Genomic DNA, 17,101 nt, shown 5'->3' with positions numbered 1-17,101 from the left:
AGCACGATGAAATGATCACTTTGCGTATTATTTACCGTCTCTTTAACTCGCGCTTTTAGTTGTACATTTGTTCTCTGAGATAAGATATGGAGTGACCAAGCGACTGATATTCACTTTCGCGCCGAGGCGAGCGGCGAGTAAATACATACCTCCGATCTTCCGGTGTAAGAACAGCGCATCGGCGGGAGGGGTGTGCCAATACTCTTGTTCCATGCTCAAAATGGTTCCAGCTTCACGAAGCCTTTGTGCTAATCCACTTGCTTTGAAGTCGTACTCTTCGTCTACCAACATCGGCTCACAAGCCATCTTCACTAGGTTTAGAATCGCTTGGCGTTGTTCGGGAAGAATGGTCTCGCTAAAGAATCCAATCTGCTCTAATGCTTGATTGAGGCCTTGCTCATCGTTGTTAATGACAGAGGAAAAGGCCAAACGATAACCCTCGCTGAAGCGGTCACTGTACTCACGGGTTGCTCCGAAATCTAACAAACCAATTTGTCGGGTGTTTTCAACGTATAGGTAGTTGGCGAAATTGGGGTCGGTTTGCACCATCTTAAAGTCGAACAACTCTCTGAATAGGAGCTCAAGCAAGCTGTGCATTACAAAGTCACGGGTGCTTTGGTCGTAACTTTCTATTTGTTCTATTGAGACGCCCTCAATGAAGTCCATGGCGAGCACGGATTCTGAAGAGACTTGCGGATGGATCTGAGGCACGACGAAGTGTGAGTGTTCTTTTAATGCATTGTAATAACGGGTCGCATAGTCAGCCTCGCGAGCATAGTCTGCTTCATCATGGAGTTGCTTTTTTGCTTCCTCTAACAACCCTTTGTAGTCGACCGATTTTGGTATCAGACCAACAATGTTGAGCAGTGTGCCCACGTTATCTACATCACTGTCGATGCTTTTTCGAATCCCTGGGTATTGGACTTTGACGGCGAGTTTGTCCCCGGCATCGCTGTAGGCTTGATGAACTTGTCCGATGGACGCACTGGCAATCGGTTTAAAGTTGAAGGAAAGGAACTCGGTTTTCCAATCGTTCCCAAGTGAGCTATCTAAGACTTGATTGAGCTGCTTTGTTGGCAGTGGGTCAGCGTCTGAGCGCAGGCGAGAAAGAATGTCGGCTAACTCCGGTTCTAAGACATCCCCCACATCCATTGAAAGCATCTGTCCCAGCTTCATTGCAGCGCCACGTAGGTGTGCAAGTTGGTCGGTCAAGCGAGCAATGTTCTGTGGCGTTAACAACAAGTCTTTTGCCTTGGGCCTGTTGCCCTGTGCGATTTGCTTGGTGCCTTCTGTTAGCACGTTACCTGCGACTCTTGTCGCCAGCGAGGCGAACTTGCTAAATCTAGAAAGTCGATGAGTGGGAAGGTTTCTCTCTTTTGCCGACATAAAAGTTCTCTCTGGGAATCAGGGTTGATACTAATCTTAGTAAATTACTGTTCACGCTAGTTTGTTAAAAATATCGATAACATCGTTAGATTTTTTGATTGTAGAATAACTACTTACTGTGATTGGTATGACTGCAAAGTTCTGTCAATCATTACACAACCTCATGTATTGTTGTGATAACTTGTCGCCTGAATCAGTAACTCGATTGAAAAGGACAAAGCATGAAGTTTATTTGGTTGAAAGTCGCTCTTACCGTATTAGTATTTGCTGCACTGTTTGGCATCGTTTACTACAAAGTCGCCAGTGGTATGTATTAACTCGATACTATTTGGTACAGCTGTTTCCGTTGCAACGTGATTGTCCGGTTAACCAGAATGAGATCTTATATCGATTCTTGGCAAACCTTAGGTAGCACCAGTCTGCAATCGGCTTAAATATGGCCCAACGCAATGGCGCATAAAGCCAACCTTTTCCTACTAGGTTCCATGCTTGGTAGGTCACATCTAACCCAAGTAGTAGCCTTCCGTTTTCATCAAGAGCATGCAGCACTGTGTTCGCGGCATCCGCATCAATTTGAGGATAGTTGGCAAACCCGTCACTATAGATGTCGATGGTATGAATCTTGTTCTTGGTATCGTACTTAGCGAGCGCAGCCATTTCTTTAGCGCACAGTGGACACGTTCCGTCATAAAATATTGTTAATTCAGTCATTGATTTCTTTACTATTTTTGCCATTTTCAAACTATACGCAAATGTCGATTAGGTGGATCATTCTGCCCACATATCCGACACTGTCAGTGTGACGACTGTTTTACGATATCATCTAGAGGTAACATCTGTTCCATGCAATTAGAAATTAAGAGTCGAATTTACATGACAACCAAGCTAATTAACCGCTTTATCATCGCCTGTATCGCGCTCATCTTGAGTGGTTGTGTCAGCTACAGCATTACCGAGCAAGAGATGACAGAATATCTTGCTGATTCAGTCATGCTTGAACAAGAGGTAGGTGTACAAAGCGTGATGTACGCACAAGTGGCAGTGGATGATCTAGAAGTACAAATTGGCCGAGCCGATGAACAACGCGTGTCCGTGTTGGCGAATACCAATGCAAAAGTTCAAGTGTTCAATATGCCGAATATGGGGTTGGACCTAGATTTAGAATTCAGCGCGATTCCTGAATATGACAAGGAAAGTGGTGAAGTGTACCTAAAGTCGTTGCGTCTAGAGCGATTTGAAGAGAAGGAGCAGCAGCTATCTCCTGAGATCGAAAAGCTGCTTAAGCCAGCGGTATCGATGATCGGTTTTGCTTTGTCTCAATCTCCAGTTTACAAACTGGATAGCAACAAGGTGCAAGAGTCGCTGATCAAGTCATCAGAACCGAATCTAGTGATCCGAGATAACAAATTGGTCATTGAGTTGTTTGATTAATCCCACATACATAAGTTTCTACTAAGCTATCACACATAATGGCTGCCTACTGGGCGGCCATTTTTCTTTCTATTGAGTTGGTTCACGAACTCTATCTATTAGGCCATTTATTGAATTAGCCGCGTATCTCACCTTTACTTTACTCTTGTGAGCAAGTCATCGCTTCAGTCATCAAATCATAAGAAAGAAAAGGTGAACGAACTATGAAGAGTCCAGTAATTGCGGATAACAAACCCATCAAAGTAGAGCTGACGAAGGGAGAGGAGTATTACTTCTGTACCTGTGGGAAATCGAAAAACCAACCGTTTTGTGACGGTTCTCATGCCGGTACGGGGTTCAAACCGAAAAGCTTTGTTGCCGAAGAGGACGGTGATGCTTACCTGTGTCGCTGTAAGTATTCTAACAATCTTCCTTTTTGCGATGGCACTCATAAACAGTTCACTGCGGAGCAAGTTGGGCAAGAAGGCCCAGAAGTTCACATTCAAGCGGCAGCCCCTGATTTATCTCCTGCGGCAACCGCAACCAAAGAAGAGCCTACCGTGGAGTTTATTCATCAGTTAGCGCGTGATGGTTTGTCCAAGGTGGGGCACCATGGGCCAATGACTTCTATGGGTGTGCCTAGGCACCTCTTGCCTCACTGGGATGACATTCAAGTCATGGTCGCGCAAATGGCCACCAAGCCTTTATTGGAAAACGTGCCAGTAGGAACGGAACTGATTATTGGCCCTAACGCCAGAAAACCATTGAAGCTCAATATTCCTCTGTTTGTATCGGACATGAGTTTTGGGTCGCTATCTGAGGAGGCGAAAGTGTCTTTGGCGACAGGAGCTGAACTTGCAGGAACCGGGATCTGCTCCGGGGAAGGCGGCATGTTACCCGAGGAACAGGCCGCCAATTCTCGTTACTTTTATGAGCTAGCCAGTGCTCAGTTTGGTTACGATGAAGCCAAGCTCAAAAACGTTCAAGCCTTCCATTTTAAAGGTGGGCAAGGCGCAAAAACGGGAACGGGCGGGCATCTGCCTGGTGTGAAGAATATCGGTAAGATCGCGGAAGTACGTGGTATTGAAGCGGGCACTGCGGCTATTTCTCCCCCTACTTTTAAAGATCTAAAAACCGCAGCGGACTTTAAAAAATTCGCTGATCGCGTGCGTGAAGTGACAGGCGGTATCCCAATTGGCTTCAAGCTAAGTGCCAATCATATCGAAGAAGACATTCAGTTCGCATTGGATGCAAGTGCCGATTACATCATTTTAGACGGTCGAGGCGGCGGTACTGGCGCTGCACCAGAAATGTTCCGAGACCATATCAGTGTGCCAACGATTCCAGCTTTAGCTCGCGCTAGAGCTTATCTCGATAAACAAGGCGTCAGTGACCGAGTTACATTGATCATCACGGGTGGTTTACGTGTGCCGATGGACTTTGTAAAAGCGATGGCGCTTGGCGCAGATGGTGTCGCTATCTCGAACAGTGCCATGCAGTCGATAGGATGTGTGGCAGCGAGAATGTGTAATACTAATAATTGCCCGGCGGGTATCGCGACTCAAAAGGCCGACTTACGCCAGCGTTTAAATGTCGAGAAAGCTTCGAATCAGCTTAAAAACTTCTTCGAGGCGTCGACCGAATTAATGCAAGTGATGGCGAGAGCGTGTGGACATGATCATCTGAATCAATTCAACCCTCACGATTTGGCTACATGGAATCGTGAGATGGCAGAACTATCGGGCGTTGCCTATTCCGGTGTTAGTCCTCTCAATCCACTTAAGTAAACAGCACGTCGATAAAGCACATTCACTGGGTTTTTGAGTGTGCTTGTTTTCTCCATTCAACTATTAACCACTCCAATTCATTTACCCATTCCAATCCATTGCTTTGTAAGCACTTTTAAATTATTTCCTGTTTTTGAAAATATTACTTTACCTCAAGTTAACTTGAGGTTTTATCATCCTTCTCAATCTAAAAAACAAACCATTACCTTGTTACTTTCTAAGGGGGGCAAGTTCAGTAGAGGGCAATCATGAGGTGACAAACAAATCAGGGGTTAGGTATGGAACAGCGTCAAGTCACGGAATATTTTTCAAGAATTGGTTTATCTCAACCAAGCGATACCACAATCGAAAGCCTAAAGGCGATCCATCAACATCAACACCGAACCATTCCGTTCGAGAATTTTGATGTGGTTCAGGGGTTGCCTATTCAACTGTCTCAAGAGGCATTGCATGAAAAGCTGGTGGTTAATCAGCGAGGGGGTTATTGCCAAGAACTTAATGGGTTGTTGTTGAATATGTTAACTCATATGGGCTTTGAAGCGAGAGCTTTACTGGGGCGAGTACATCTAGCGGGAGAGCCGACAGGGCGTAGCCATCGAGTGACATTGGTGACGATTGATGACAAGCAGTGGCTAGTGGATGCGGGTTTTGGCACTTTTACCCCTCGCGCTCCATTGCTGATTGAAACCAATATTGAGCAGTCTAATGACTTACAAACTTTTCGTTTTATCGAAGATGAACGATATGGCTTCTTACTGCAGATAAAGCAGGGTGAAGAGTGGATGAACGTGTACAGCCTAGACATGACGTATGTGGGTGCCAACGACCTAGAGTCGAGCAACTTCTTCACTTCAAACAGTCCGAAATCCATTTTTACATCAAACTGTATTGCGGCACTGCCGATTGAAGGTGGGATTGTCACGCTGCTTAACCAGAAAATTAAAATTAGCAAAGATGGCTCAACCGAGGAATGGCTACTTGAAGACGAGCCTACGTACCTTACTGCATTACAAACGTACTTTGGTTTAGCGCCAAATGTGCCTTTTCAAACTTTAGAGAAATGTTTCTAACCAAATTTAAGGATCAACAATGAAAGTATTAGCAATTGGCGCAACCAACAGTAAAGCATCGATTAACCAACAATTGGCAGCGTACACCGCAAGCTTAGTTGAGGGAGCGCAAGTAGAGGTGCTCGATCTTAATGATTTCGAGATGCCTATTTACAGTGAAGACAGAGAAAAAGAGTCTGGCGTTCATCAACACGCGCAGCGCTTTTTTAGCAAGATTGGTGAAGCAGATACTGTGATCATCTCTTTTGCCGAGTACAACGGTTCATACACAGCGGCCTTTAAAAATGTGTTCGATTGGGCATCACGCATCGATATGAAAGTGTACCAAGGCAAGCCAGTGGTGATGCTCGCTACCTCTCCGGGTCCAGGTGGCGCGACCTCTGTGCTGTCTTCTGCAGTGAACTCAGCGCCTTACTTTGACGCTGACGTGAAAGGTTCGATGTCAGTGCCAAGTTTCTACGATAACTTCGATATGGAAACGGGCGAGATGACTAACTTAGAGATGATCGACAACCTTAAGATGATCATGAAAAAGATCTAGCGGAATAAGCTATCCAATGCATCTAAGAAAAACAGCCATCATTTGACGGCTGTTTTTACGATCTGAATAAGCAGCTTTTACATGATAATTAAAAGCTAATTCGAAAGGGCTAAACTTAAACTTAACTTTAGTTATACTGGTAAATGGACTTGAATGACTAAATGACATGGAAAAGGGAAGTAACAACATGAAAAACATCGTGTATTTAACGATTGGTCAACTCTCGGAACGTAGTGGTGTTGCCCCTTCGGCTCTGCGTTTTTATGAAACCAAAGGATTGATTGCCTCTATCCGCACCAATGGTAATCAACGACGTTATCAATCAGCGATGTTGAGGCGAATTGCCCTTATTCAAGTTGCTCAGTCAATAGGTTTCACGCTAGAAGAGATCACCGAAGAGCTGTCTAGCTTGCCGATGAACCACACTGCAACCAAGCGCGATTGGGAGCGAGTGGCAAAGAAATGGCAAGGGCAACTCGACAGTAAGATGGCACAGATCCGTTCATTACAAGAAAACCTCACAGGCTGTATTGGCTGCGGCTGCCTGAGCATGCAAAAGTGCCATCTATTGAACCCAGAAGATATTCTCCATGACCAAGGGCAGGGTGCTCAGCGTATTGTTGATTAGCCTCCATTTCGTATGAACATCGAACTCAATTCTATATGTGTTATCACTTGATAGAGCTGTGGTGGTAGGGGTATCTCGTCTAGACAAAGCGGAATTAAGGGTCTAGTTTAGGTGGTTCTTTCAATAAAAGAAGAGGTTAGTTATGTTCAGCCATGTTTTTCTCGGTACCGAAGATATTGAACGCGCGAAGGCTTTTTATGACCCAATCATGAAAGTGCTTGGCTACAGTGAAGGTTCCGTTGACCCTAAAGGGCGCTGTGTTTACGTTAGCCAAACTGGTGTATTAGGTTTAACCAAACCGATTGATGGTCAGCCTGCAACGCACGGCAATGGTATGACGGTTGGCTTTTTGGCCTCTTCACCAGAAGCGGTGGATGAGTGGCATCGTGTTGGTGTAGAAAATGGCGGTACGAGTATTGAAAACGGGCCTGGTGAGAGAGGGTCGGATGAACGCCGACTTTACATGGCGTATTTGCGAGATCCTGATGGAAACAAGATCTGTGCAACTCACTTTATGCCTTAGTTCATGATATGCCTCAGTTCGTTTTATGCCACTGTGGCGTATAATTAAGTCATCTTAGTGGTTCAAACCAAACAGGCTATTGCAAAGGATTGGCGAGATGACTTCAAACGAACTATTTTATGAGAGCTTTGAGCGTTGCCGGATTGATCAAGCGTTTTTAGAGTCATTCTTGGCCGACTTTTGCCAACATAACCCTAGGTTTTCAGAACGCTTTGAGAAAGTAGGATTGGAGCAACAAACTAAGATGCTCAAGGCTTCCATCATCCTCATCTACAATTCTGCTGGATTACCCAGTGTGCGTAATTCCGTAAAGCGACTCGGAAAGCAGCACAAAGATTTAGGAATGGATATCTCTGAGCAAGAGCTTAATGAGTGGTTTAAATCATTGCTCAATACGGTTAAGAAATACGATCCTCATTACAATGAGCAAGTCGAACAAGCACGGACAGAAACCCTCGATGTTGGCCTTAAAATCATGAAGCAAGAGTGCGTGGTCCCAAGCTCTGTAAACAGCTAGATTCTTGATTAGTTTTTCTCTGTTTTGCTTATTCGCTATTTAAAAATGGCAAGAGCTCGGCATAGCAGATAACACCATTATTATCTTCACGGCTGATAATGGCCCTGAAATAATGACATGGCCTGATGTTGGTATGACACCATACCACGGTGAGAAAGGTACCACGTGGGAAGGTGGTGTTCGTGCTCCGGCTCTCGTAAGCTGGCCGGGTAAAATTCCTGCGGGCAGTGTGGGTAACGGCATCTTCGATGGTATGGACTGCTTGCCAACACTTGTTGCTGCTGGTGGTCCTGCGGATCTGAAAGAGAAAATGCTGAAAGGTTACGATGGCTTTAAAGCACACCTTGATGGGTACAACCAAGTCGATATGTTAACGGAGAAAGGCTAATCGAATCGTAAAGAGATTTACTACTACGAACGTGACAAGCTACAAGCGGTTCGAGTCGGTGATTGGAAAGCTCACTTCGTAGTACAGAATCATGGTTGGAGCGGTCCGAAAGAAGAGTTAAATGCACCGCTACTGTTTAACTTGCGACGTGACCCTTATGAGCGAGCAGCAGAAGAGTCAGGTATGTACTTGAAGTGAATGGGACAAAAAATGTGGGCATTTGGCCCGGCTCAAGCGGCGGTACAGCAACACCTAGCGACCTTCAAAGAGTGGCCACCTAAGACGCCAGAAACTCAGCCAGACAATACCGGTGGTGTGGGGAATTAGCGTACACTCACTTCCAGAAACTAAATAAACAAAGCTCAGCCCCTAAGTTTTAGAAACCTAGGGTGTTGGGCTTTTGTTTTGCTAAAAGAAAAAGGCTATCAGAAGAAGTGAACTAGTCCTCAAGAGGAAGTTGATAGCTGTTTTTAAGCTCTTTGACTGAAATGTTAGATTGGATTGCGCTTACACCTTTCACTCGTCGAATTGAGCTGATTCGCTCAAAATACTCTTCCAAATCTCTCGCCAAAACCTGAATCATGTAATCGGCTCCGCCTGCAATGCAGTGACACATGGTGATCCAGTCTGTCACTGCGACAAACTCTTCAAAAGGCTCGGTGTTTTCAACCTCATGGTTACCGAGTGTCACTAGGGTAAAACCTGCCACATGAAGCCCTAGCTTTTTGCGATTAAGCTGCGCGGTATAGCCATCAATATAGCCCGTCTCTTCCATGCGCTTCCAACGACGCCAGCAAGGTGTTTCACTCAGGTTGACCTTCTCGGCAAGCTTGCTGTTACTCATGCGCCCATCTTTTTGGATATGTCCAAGAATGGCAATATCCGTATCATCTAGCACTTCATTGGTGGATTCTTTCACTTTCATGGTATTTTTAGAAAAATTCTGCTCAAATTTGATTTTATACTAGCGCATATAGCAATTTAATTCCTACTCGAATCGGTAAACTCTTTTCCCAATAACGTTTTATTTACTAGGAGAGAAAGAATGAGCGCTCAATTAATGCTAGCGTTCTTGTTGTTTTCAATATCGATTGGAATTACACCGGGAGCAGGAAACATTGCATTGCTTGGGATATCAAGCCGATATGGATTTGCGGCAACATTGCCTTTTGTCTCTGGTAACGCTTTTGGCATTATCATCATACTGGCGGGTTCAAGTGCTGGCTTAGTGAGCCTATTTACCCTCTACCCAGAGATCTACACGGTAATGAAGTACCTTGGGGCGGCTTATTTACTGTTTATGGCGTGGTCGATTGCCAACATGGAAATTGAGCAAGAAGAGTCGGTGAATCGCTCAGGATTTATGTCTGGTGTTTTGATTCAAGTTTTAAACCCGAAAGGGTGGATTGCTTCGCTGACCGTATTTTCTCAGTTCATCACCACACAGGCAGATTACCTGATTCAAGTGGTGACGATTACCACTATCATGGTGGGAACTGGTGTATTGTGTATGTTGGTTTGGGCGTATTGCGGCACTATGTTGCAGCGTCTATTACAATCACCAAAACAAATGGTGATGGTTAACCGCTGTTTGGGTGGAAGCCTAGCTTTAGTGGTTGCTTTTATGCTTTATCAGCCAGCGTAGAGCGTCTTTACCAAAGAAAAAGCCACTCCTAAATACATAGGAGTGGTGTCTAAATATCGACAAAGTCGTTAACGATAAACAGTCAGTTAATCATCACTAATAAGTTAATAATAACTGATACGTTAACAAGGACACTTGAGGAAATTTGCTCACAATATTAAGCGGTTTCAACCTCTTTTACTGGCGCTGGGTTACGAATTAGGTGGTCAAATGCGCCTAGACTTGCTTTCGCACCTTCACCCATCGCAATGATGATCTGCTTGTAAGGTACTGTTGTTACATCGCCTGCTGCAAACACACCTTTCATCGATGTTGCGCCATGAGCGTTAATCTCAATCTCACCGCGTGGTGAAAGCTCAACCTTCGAACCTTTCAACCATTCGCTGTTCGGCATTAGACCGATTTGAACGAAGATACCCGAAAGCTCAATCTGTTTAAGCTCTTCAGTGTTGCGGTCTTTGTATTCCAGACCTGTTACGCGATTTCCATCACCCAACACTTGTGTCGTCTGAGCCATTTTGATGATTTCGATGTTTGGCGTTGCGTTCGCTTTGTCGATTAGTACTTGGTCAGCACGTAGTGTGTCAGCAAATTCAAGCACGGTTACATGTTCCACAATACCTGCTAGGTCGATAGCCGCTTCAATGCCTGAGTTACCGCCACCGATAACCGCTGTTTTCTTACCTTTGAATAGTGGACCGTCACAGTGTGGGCAGTAAGCCACGCCTTTGTTACGATATTCTTGCTCACCCGGAACGTTCATTTCACGCCAGCGTGCACCTGTACTTGTGATAACAGAGCGAGCTCGTAGTGTTGCGCCACTCTCTAATTCAACGTGGATGTAGCCGTCTTTCGTATCTTCTGCAGCAATGATGTTGGCAGCACGCTGCTCAGTCATTACTTCTACGCCGTACTCTTTTACGTGCTCTTCTAGGCTAGCCACTAACTTAGGACCCGTCGTCGCTTTTACTGAGATAAAGTTCTCAATCGCCATGGTATCCATGACTTGGCCACCAAAGCGGTCTGCAGCGACACCAGTGCGAATGCCTTTACGTGCTGCGTAGATAGCTGCTGAAGAACCAGCTGGGCCACCACCCACAACTAACACGTCAAATGGTGCTTGTTGGTTTAGGTTTGCCGCTTTCTTTTCCGCTGCGCCTGAGTCTACTTTATTTAGGATCTCAGCCAGTGACATGCGGCCTTGACCGAATAGTTCACCATTAATGAATACACTTGGTACCGCCATGATATCGCGAGACTTCACTTCCTCTTGGAATGCTGCGCCATCAATCATAGTGGTCTTAATCATCGGGTTAATTGCTGACATCATGTTGAATGCCTGAACCACTTCTGGACAGTTTTGGCACGATAGTGAGATGAAAATCTCTACATTAAGCTCTTGATCGAATTCTTTTATTTGCTCGATTACGTCAGCTTCAAGCTTGATAGGGTGACCACCATTATGAAGCAGTGCCAGTACCAGTGACGTGAACTCGTGCCCCATTGGTAAACCGGCGAAACCGATCGCAGTACCTTTCTCTTGGTTCAAAACCTGCATGATAGGGCTACGCGTGCTTGCGCTATCATCGCGAGTTACTTCAATTTTATCGGTTAAAGATGCAATGTCATTTGCTAGGCCTTGGAGTTTGTGTGCGGTATCGCTGTCATCTAGGCTCAGCACTAACTGAACATTGGTTTTTAAGTTTTCTAGGTATGCTTTTAGCTGCTGCTTCATTGCTTGATCTAACATAATCGTGCCTGTTCTTAAATTCTGTGTCTTGGTATTGACCAATACCTTCTTGCTGAAAAAGGAAAATAAAAAGGGGGCGCAAGTCGGCAAATTGAATGTGGTGTTGCTGCTTTGAAAGGGTGGCGCGCAACTGCCCTTTAGGAGGGAGGCCGAAGCGCGCCTGTAGAACCGTTTTATTTGTTCTTTTTAGATAGGCTTAGATTAAATCTTACCTACTAGGTCTAGAGATGGTGCTAGAGTCTCTTCGCCTTCTTTCCATTTAGCTGGGCAAACTTCACCTGGGTTAGCCGCTACATATTGTGCTGCTTTAACCTTACGTAGTAGGTCTTCAGCGTCACGACCGATACCTTCAGCAGTGATTTCCATTGCTTGGATAATGCCTTCTGGGTCGATTAGGAACGTAGCACGGTCTGCTAGGCCTTGACCTTCACGCATTACGTTGAAGTTGTTTGTGATAGTGCCTGTTTGGTCGCCTACCATGAAGTATTCGATAGTGCCGATTTTGTCAGAAGTATCGTGCCATGCTTTGTGAGAGAAATGAGTGTCAGTTGATACTGAGTAAACTTCTACACCGCGAGATTGAAGCTCTGCGTATTTTTCTTGTAGGTCAACTAGCTCAGTTGGGCATACGAAAGTGAAGTCTGCTGGGTAGAAGAAGAACACTGCCCACTTGCCTTTGACGTCTTGCTCAGTGATTTCTACGAACTCGCCGTTTTTGAATGCTGTTGCGTTGAATGGTTTGATTTCTGTATTGATCATGTTTGGATTCTCTTTCTAATTTGTAGTGTTTAACGCTATCCCGCGTCGATGGAGATATATTGCATCCGCACCGAAAATTAGTGAAATCGGACATTTCTATAGATTCAATAGGTGATTCCTATCTTTGAAAGGAGAAAGTTATCGACAAAAGCTATCAAACGTCGGCAACACCTAATTTGAGTGACTATGCTCGTTAGATTGTTCTCTACATTAGGCTTATCTCTATTAGCGTGAGCGCCTATGTATAGTGTGAGTATCTATGTAGCGTTTCTTGAAGTGGGTTAAGATCTTATTGGGGTTCTTTATAACATAAAATTATCATTAATATAATTTATGATAATTTCATATAATTGGTTTGTCTCCATATACTCTCTCCATCGAAACGAAATACAGAAGCTGAGCTTCGAAAGTACAGAATTAAGAAGAATTGGAGAAAGTTATGAAAATGAATCACGTAGGCATCATGGTTGGTGATATGGACCAAGCAGTAGAGTTCTACACAAAGGCTCTAGGTCTAAGAGTTGTAATGAACAACACTAAAGTGATGGAAGAACGCGAATCTGCAATCGGCCGCATGTGTATCGCTGTATTTGGTGAAGGCTTCAAAGGCTTCAACATTGCTCACCTAGTAACTTCAGACGGTATCGGTGTTGAGCTATTCGAAATGGTTGCCCGCCAAGAGCGTCACGAAGTAGATTTCTCTCGTTTAGGTATCTTCCACTTCTGTCTGCAGCTTCCAAAAGAGCAATTTGATTCAGCTATCAAACGTGTAGAAGAGTTTGGCGGTAAAGTACGCATGGACATTCACCGTTATCACCCAGAAGACGAGCTAAAACAAGCACAAATGGTTTACCTAGAAGACCCGTTTGGCAACCTATTCGAATTCTACTCTCACTCATACGAAGATACGTACGCGACAGATTACGAGTAATCGCGTTATTGCCTTTAAGGTAGAAAACCTAGACACCCCCAAAAAGGATTGGTAGAGATACCAATCCTTTTTTGTAGCTTGAACTCACATAGATTCGATTCAAGCGGTTACTAAGTTACCTATGCTGGTTAGATAATTAAATATTGTTAATTTTAGAATTACCAATGAAATCAGAGAGCGCAGTAATTACTTTCTTCGTGATTTAATGAGGTATTTTACACCATAACTTGGTTTTTTTTACCATCCGTTTTGTTTATTTGACTTTTAAATCACTATAGATCGTTGATAGATATAAGATATACGTTGGTACGCAAATTGATTACGAATAAGCCTTTTAGTCAAGAATGTAGCGTTTATTAAACGCCTAGTTACTCACTTTAGGTATTACGAGGTTTTTCGATGATTAATAATCGACTTTTTGTATCAATATTTCTTTTTTTTAGCGTAACTTTTTCGTTTCTAGTTCCCGCTGAGACTCTTACAACTGGAAAAGATATAAAAATATTAGAGAAGGGTTCAAGTGTTACAAGTAGAGAAGAGTTTGTATTAGATACTAGCAGTATTATTTCAGCCATGGCCTCTTATAAAGTGCCAGCTGTGAGCTTTGCGGTTATAGAGAACAACGAGATCGCTAGAGCTGATGCAATAGGCTACATAAATAGTAGTGGATCGAAAGAAGTCGATGTAAACACATTATTTCAAGCAGGATCAATATCAAAATCTATTTTTGCAATTCTTGCTTTAAGCTTAGTTGATAGTGGACTCATTGATTTAGATGACAATGTCGAGCCATTTCTTGGAAATTGGCGTATACCAAACCCTAAAAATCATCAAAATGATGATGTGACCTTACGGACAATATTGAGTATGTCATCTGGTTTGGGTGTTGGTGGGTATTTTGGCTACTCTCCCGGAGAGTCAATACCGAGTCTTCTCGAAACTCTGGGTGGTAAAGAACCTGCAAATAGTAAGCCTGTTGTGTTAACACAAAAGCCTACCACCGCGTATGAGTATTCGGGCGGTGGCTATCAGGTTGTTCAGTTAATTACTGAGAATATCAGTCAAATGACTGCTCAGAGAGCTGCTAATAAGTTTATTTTTGAGCCGCTTGCGATGTTCAATTCAAGTTATGCTCAACCCACATATGATAATTTAGCCAACGCGGCTCAAGCAACTGATAGTGATGGTAAGGCATTTCCATATCAGTGGAGAGTTTATCCTGAATATGCAGCTGCTGGCCTTTGGAGCACACCTACTGATATTGGCAAGTTTATCATATCAATTAATAAAGCTTATAAAGGGTCTAATAAACAAATCGTTAGCCCTTTACTTGCAAGGCAATCTCTTTCTCGTCAGAAAAATACACCTTATGGATTAGGCTTTGTAGTGAAGGGTCAAGGTGATAACCTTCATTTTATGAAGCTGGGCCAGAACTCGGGTTACCAAGGTTGGCTCGTTGGACTACCGAACACAGGTCAAGGCGCTGTGATTATGACAAATTCTGATAATGGAAGAGACCTCGCTCAAGCTCTAATTTATTCGATTGCTGAAACTTATCACTGGCCGATCGTTGGTCAGCTTGAAGATGCTTGGATGATAAAATAGACCTCGGCTTTTATATCACTTATTTTTATTAATAATTCAATGTGGACAAGCAGTTTAGAAGCATTTCTTTGTTCGGAAGTACGTGGTTTAAGTATTTTGTGTTCGTTAGTTTCTGAAGATAATCTTATAAAACTTATTTATAGTTTTTTGTGCTTGGTGGGTTATTGATCCTGTTGTTTTCAAAGTACTGATGGACAGGCCGCAGTACTTTGATAGGTTTTGTTAAAGTTGACGTTTTGACGATAAAACCTTTCATGAACATGACTGGAGAAAGCGATCTTCATGAAAACATGGTGCATTCATACCGGATGGTAGCCTTTGCTGAACCGCGACTATACTCAGCACTGTATGGCGAACCAAAACACAACGAAAACAGAGAAAATGCACAGATTAGCGCACCCAAGTTACATGAAAAAACTGCATATCACTTTTACCGCTCTTATTCTTATGATATTGACTGGATGCACCTCAACGTCGGCGGTCGGCAGTTCTAAAACAAAGGAATATGCCAAGTCACATGCTCTTGCTGGTAAAGCTTCTTGGTATGGTGATAAGTTCCATGGCAAGCTCACAGCAAGTGGTGAGACGTATCATATGAATGCTTACACGGCAGCGCATAAAACCTTAGCCTTTGGCACGATCGTGAGAGTGACTAACACCACCAATAATAAATCTGTCGAAGTGAAAATTAACGACCGAGGCCCTTACGTAAAAGGCCGAGTGATCGACCTTTCACACAAAGCATTTGCGAAAATCGGCAACGTTAAGCAAGGCACAGTTCCTGTTAGAATCGAAATTGTTGATGACAGTAATACCTTTAGGTACAAACATTAATCACCTCTAAGTTTGAGTTGGTTTGTGAAACTCCAAGGGTTGGTAGAGATACCACCCCCTTCGTTTTAGGGCTCCAACTTAGGTGTGACAAGAACGTATTCTAATAGATCGATGGAAAGGCACCGAGTGTTCCTGTGGGAACTCAATATCTACTCCGCTCAGCCTCAGATAGTGATAGAATCCCCGAATCAGAATTACCGAGAAACTCTATGTTTATCCATCAAGTTAATGACATCGACTGGCTGGTTATTACCGCTTTTGAAGAACTGAAAACTATGTTTATTGAAGATGCAGGCAGGATCCCTCGCTGCTTCTCTGTCGCTAGCGAATTGAGCCTGATTGATCAAGCCAAGCGTGCTTATGGATACTTACCTCCACTTCGCGGCGTTATCACCGATACCGGCACTTTTCAAAGCCCGGATAATGAAGAAGATTTGAATCCACAACTTGCCTGCTTAGTTGAAGGGCGTGGTCGAGTGTTTATCTATCACGGAGGTTTTGTTGCTTTTGTGGATGATGAACAAACCTTCATTACCCGAATGGATTAGACTAAAAATTAGCTTTGGAAAAATGAATGTGCGAACTGAAAATAATTTAAAGCATGATAAACCGCTTGTGCTTGAGCTGAAAGAAGCTCCTTTAGCAAGGAGCTTCCAATATTTTGTTAGATCTCTTCGCCTGTATCTAACCAAGGTGTGCCTTGGAGATTAGGGTAACCCTCTAGGTAAGTAATTTCAGCACCGGTTTCACTTTTTACTTTCCTAACAATGTCAAGAAATGTCTTTTCTGTCCATTCCTCAGGAGTTCCAACCATTGCTTGTGCCATTTCGCGGCTAATTTGCATAAGTCCACCAGTTTGTTTTGTGAACGTAGCATATGTATCTAGATGATACCCACCTTCGTACTCCCAAAGACAAGCTGTAATCCTCAAACTGTCACTGCCCTCAACATCGCGATTGGCTTGAGCTACCCAAACTGCTCCCTCGCAAGAAGCCATTTTAATAGATGCACCACTTGCTGCAGCTAAAGCTGCCATTGAAGACCCTTCAAAAGGATTAATTAGCTTGAATCGGCCTGGTTCAGAAGGTGGCTTAGAAAATGATGGGATTGGGGTGTTCTCTGTTGCGTTATTAATATTTTGTCCTAGCCCGTCGCTAGCAGCAGCTATTACAGAGGAACGGTGACTATTGGTTTCAATATTAAAAATTCGATAATACTCAACGGTTTTAGTTTTCTCTACCAAAGAGTTGTTTAGGGAGCCACAGCCAGCCAAGGCTTTGTTGCTTAATTCAGAGCGAAGACATGCCTGTCCCATGTGCTTGACTCT

The 17,101-nt window shown here is 43.7% G+C and carries 18 protein-coding genes and 1 pseudogene; 13 read left to right on the top strand and 6 right to left on the bottom strand.

Annotated elements, in window-relative coordinates:
* Positions 1–42: 42 nt before the first annotated feature.
* Positions 43–1,386: an ABC1 kinase family protein gene (locus JC606_RS18540; protein ID WP_137406998.1), complete on the bottom strand. Its 1,344-nt coding sequence runs from the start codon at positions 1,384–1,386 to the stop codon at positions 43–45.
* A 324-nt stretch (positions 1,387–1,710) separates the two neighbouring features.
* A complete protein-coding gene (locus JC606_RS18535; protein WP_198779146.1) occupies positions 1,711–2,097 on the bottom strand; it encodes a thiol-disulfide oxidoreductase DCC family protein in 387 nt (128 codons plus the stop codon).
* Positions 2,098–2,259: 162 nt separating this feature from the next.
* Here JC606_RS18535 and JC606_RS18530 point away from each other — a divergent pair, with 162 nt between their 5' ends.
* The 8 genes and pseudogenes from JC606_RS18530 to JC606_RS18495 all read left to right on the top strand — a co-directional run.
* Positions 2,260–2,817 carry a DUF1439 domain-containing protein gene (locus JC606_RS18530; RefSeq protein ID WP_137406996.1) on the top strand — a complete coding sequence of 186 codons (558 nt, stop codon included), beginning with the start codon at positions 2,260–2,262 and terminating at the stop codon, positions 2,815–2,817.
* A gap of 203 nt (positions 2,818–3,020) precedes the next feature.
* A complete protein-coding gene (locus JC606_RS18525; RefSeq protein ID WP_198779145.1) occupies positions 3,021–4,583 on the top strand; it encodes a glutamate synthase-related protein in 1,563 nt (520 codons plus the stop codon).
* A gap of 278 nt (positions 4,584–4,861) precedes the next feature.
* Positions 4,862–5,653: an arylamine N-acetyltransferase family protein gene (locus tag JC606_RS18520; RefSeq protein WP_137406994.1), complete on the top strand. Its 792-nt coding sequence runs from the start codon at positions 4,862–4,864 to the stop codon at positions 5,651–5,653.
* A gap of 19 nt (positions 5,654–5,672) precedes the next feature.
* The gene (locus tag JC606_RS18515; RefSeq protein ID WP_198779144.1) at positions 5,673–6,194 is read left to right on the top strand and encodes an NADPH-dependent FMN reductase; all 522 of its coding nucleotides are present in this window, start codon (positions 5,673–5,675) and stop codon (positions 6,192–6,194) included.
* Positions 6,195–6,381: 187 nt separating this feature from the next.
* Positions 6,382–6,822, top strand: a complete 441-nt coding sequence (soxR, locus tag JC606_RS18510) for a redox-sensitive transcriptional activator SoxR (protein ID WP_008220909.1) — start codon at positions 6,382–6,384, stop codon at positions 6,820–6,822.
* A 142-nt stretch (positions 6,823–6,964) separates the two neighbouring features.
* Positions 6,965–7,345 (top strand): VOC family protein, encoded by a 381-nt coding sequence (locus tag JC606_RS18505; RefSeq protein WP_137406992.1) that lies wholly within the window; start codon positions 6,965–6,967, stop codon positions 7,343–7,345.
* Between the two features lie 97 nt (positions 7,346–7,442).
* Positions 7,443–7,862 (top strand): globin, encoded by a 420-nt coding sequence (locus JC606_RS18500; protein ID WP_198779143.1) that lies wholly within the window; start codon positions 7,443–7,445, stop codon positions 7,860–7,862.
* 43 nt (positions 7,863–7,905) lie between these two features.
* A pseudogene (locus JC606_RS18495) lies at positions 7,906–8,577 on the top strand (sulfatase-like hydrolase/transferase); the annotation flags it as partial.
* 112 nt (positions 8,578–8,689) lie between these two features.
* Here JC606_RS18495 and JC606_RS18490 read toward each other — a convergent pair.
* The gene (locus JC606_RS18490) at positions 8,690–9,175 is read right to left on the bottom strand and encodes an Lrp/AsnC family transcriptional regulator (RefSeq protein ID WP_137406991.1); all 486 of its coding nucleotides are present in this window, start codon (positions 9,173–9,175) and stop codon (positions 8,690–8,692) included.
* A gap of 120 nt (positions 9,176–9,295) precedes the next feature.
* On the opposite strand from JC606_RS18490, the gene JC606_RS18485 reads away from it, so the two are divergent.
* Positions 9,296–9,895 (top strand): LysE family translocator, encoded by a 600-nt coding sequence (locus tag JC606_RS18485; RefSeq protein WP_004739990.1) that lies wholly within the window; start codon positions 9,296–9,298, stop codon positions 9,893–9,895.
* 157 nt (positions 9,896–10,052) lie between these two features.
* On the opposite strand, the gene ahpF is transcribed toward JC606_RS18485, so the two are convergent.
* Positions 10,053–11,645: an alkyl hydroperoxide reductase subunit F gene (gene ahpF / locus JC606_RS18480; protein WP_198779142.1), complete on the bottom strand. Its 1,593-nt coding sequence runs from the start codon at positions 11,643–11,645 to the stop codon at positions 10,053–10,055.
* Positions 11,646–11,846: 201 nt separating this feature from the next.
* On the bottom strand, positions 11,847–12,404 hold the full coding sequence (ahpC, locus tag JC606_RS18475; RefSeq protein ID WP_063522278.1) for an alkyl hydroperoxide reductase subunit C: 558 nt from the start codon (positions 12,402–12,404) through the stop codon (positions 11,847–11,849).
* 439 nt (positions 12,405–12,843) lie between these two features.
* Here ahpC and JC606_RS18470 point away from each other — a divergent pair, with 439 nt between their 5' ends.
* From JC606_RS18470 to JC606_RS18455, 4 genes are all read left to right on the top strand, one after another.
* Positions 12,844–13,335 carry a VOC family protein gene (locus JC606_RS18470; RefSeq protein ID WP_198779141.1) on the top strand — a complete coding sequence of 164 codons (492 nt, stop codon included), beginning with the start codon at positions 12,844–12,846 and terminating at the stop codon, positions 13,333–13,335.
* A 399-nt stretch (positions 13,336–13,734) separates the two neighbouring features.
* Positions 13,735–14,940, top strand: coding sequence for a serine hydrolase domain-containing protein (locus JC606_RS18465; protein WP_198779140.1), 1,206 nt, complete (start codon positions 13,735–13,737; stop codon positions 14,938–14,940).
* Between the two features lie 381 nt (positions 14,941–15,321).
* Positions 15,322–15,774: a septal ring lytic transglycosylase RlpA family protein gene (locus tag JC606_RS18460; RefSeq protein ID WP_198779139.1), complete on the top strand. Its 453-nt coding sequence runs from the start codon at positions 15,322–15,324 to the stop codon at positions 15,772–15,774.
* Positions 15,775–15,983: 209 nt separating this feature from the next.
* A complete protein-coding gene (locus tag JC606_RS18455; protein ID WP_004739996.1) occupies positions 15,984–16,322 on the top strand; it encodes a hypothetical protein in 339 nt (112 codons plus the stop codon).
* A gap of 116 nt (positions 16,323–16,438) precedes the next feature.
* Here the strand turns inward: JC606_RS18455 and JC606_RS18450 are convergent, their stop codons facing one another.
* Entirely contained in the window at positions 16,439–17,089 is a 651-nt protein-coding gene (locus JC606_RS18450; RefSeq protein WP_198779151.1) for a hypothetical protein, read from the bottom strand.
* Positions 17,090–17,101: the final 12 nt, after the last annotated feature.

Origin of the sequence: Vibrio sp. IB15, assembly GCF_016406055.1 — a bacterium.
GTDB classification, from domain to species: Bacteria; Pseudomonadota; Gammaproteobacteria; order Enterobacterales; family Vibrionaceae; genus Vibrio; species Vibrio chagasii.
The sequence above is the reverse complement of the archived record's forward strand: the minus strand, read 5'-3'. Positions and strand labels throughout refer to the sequence as shown.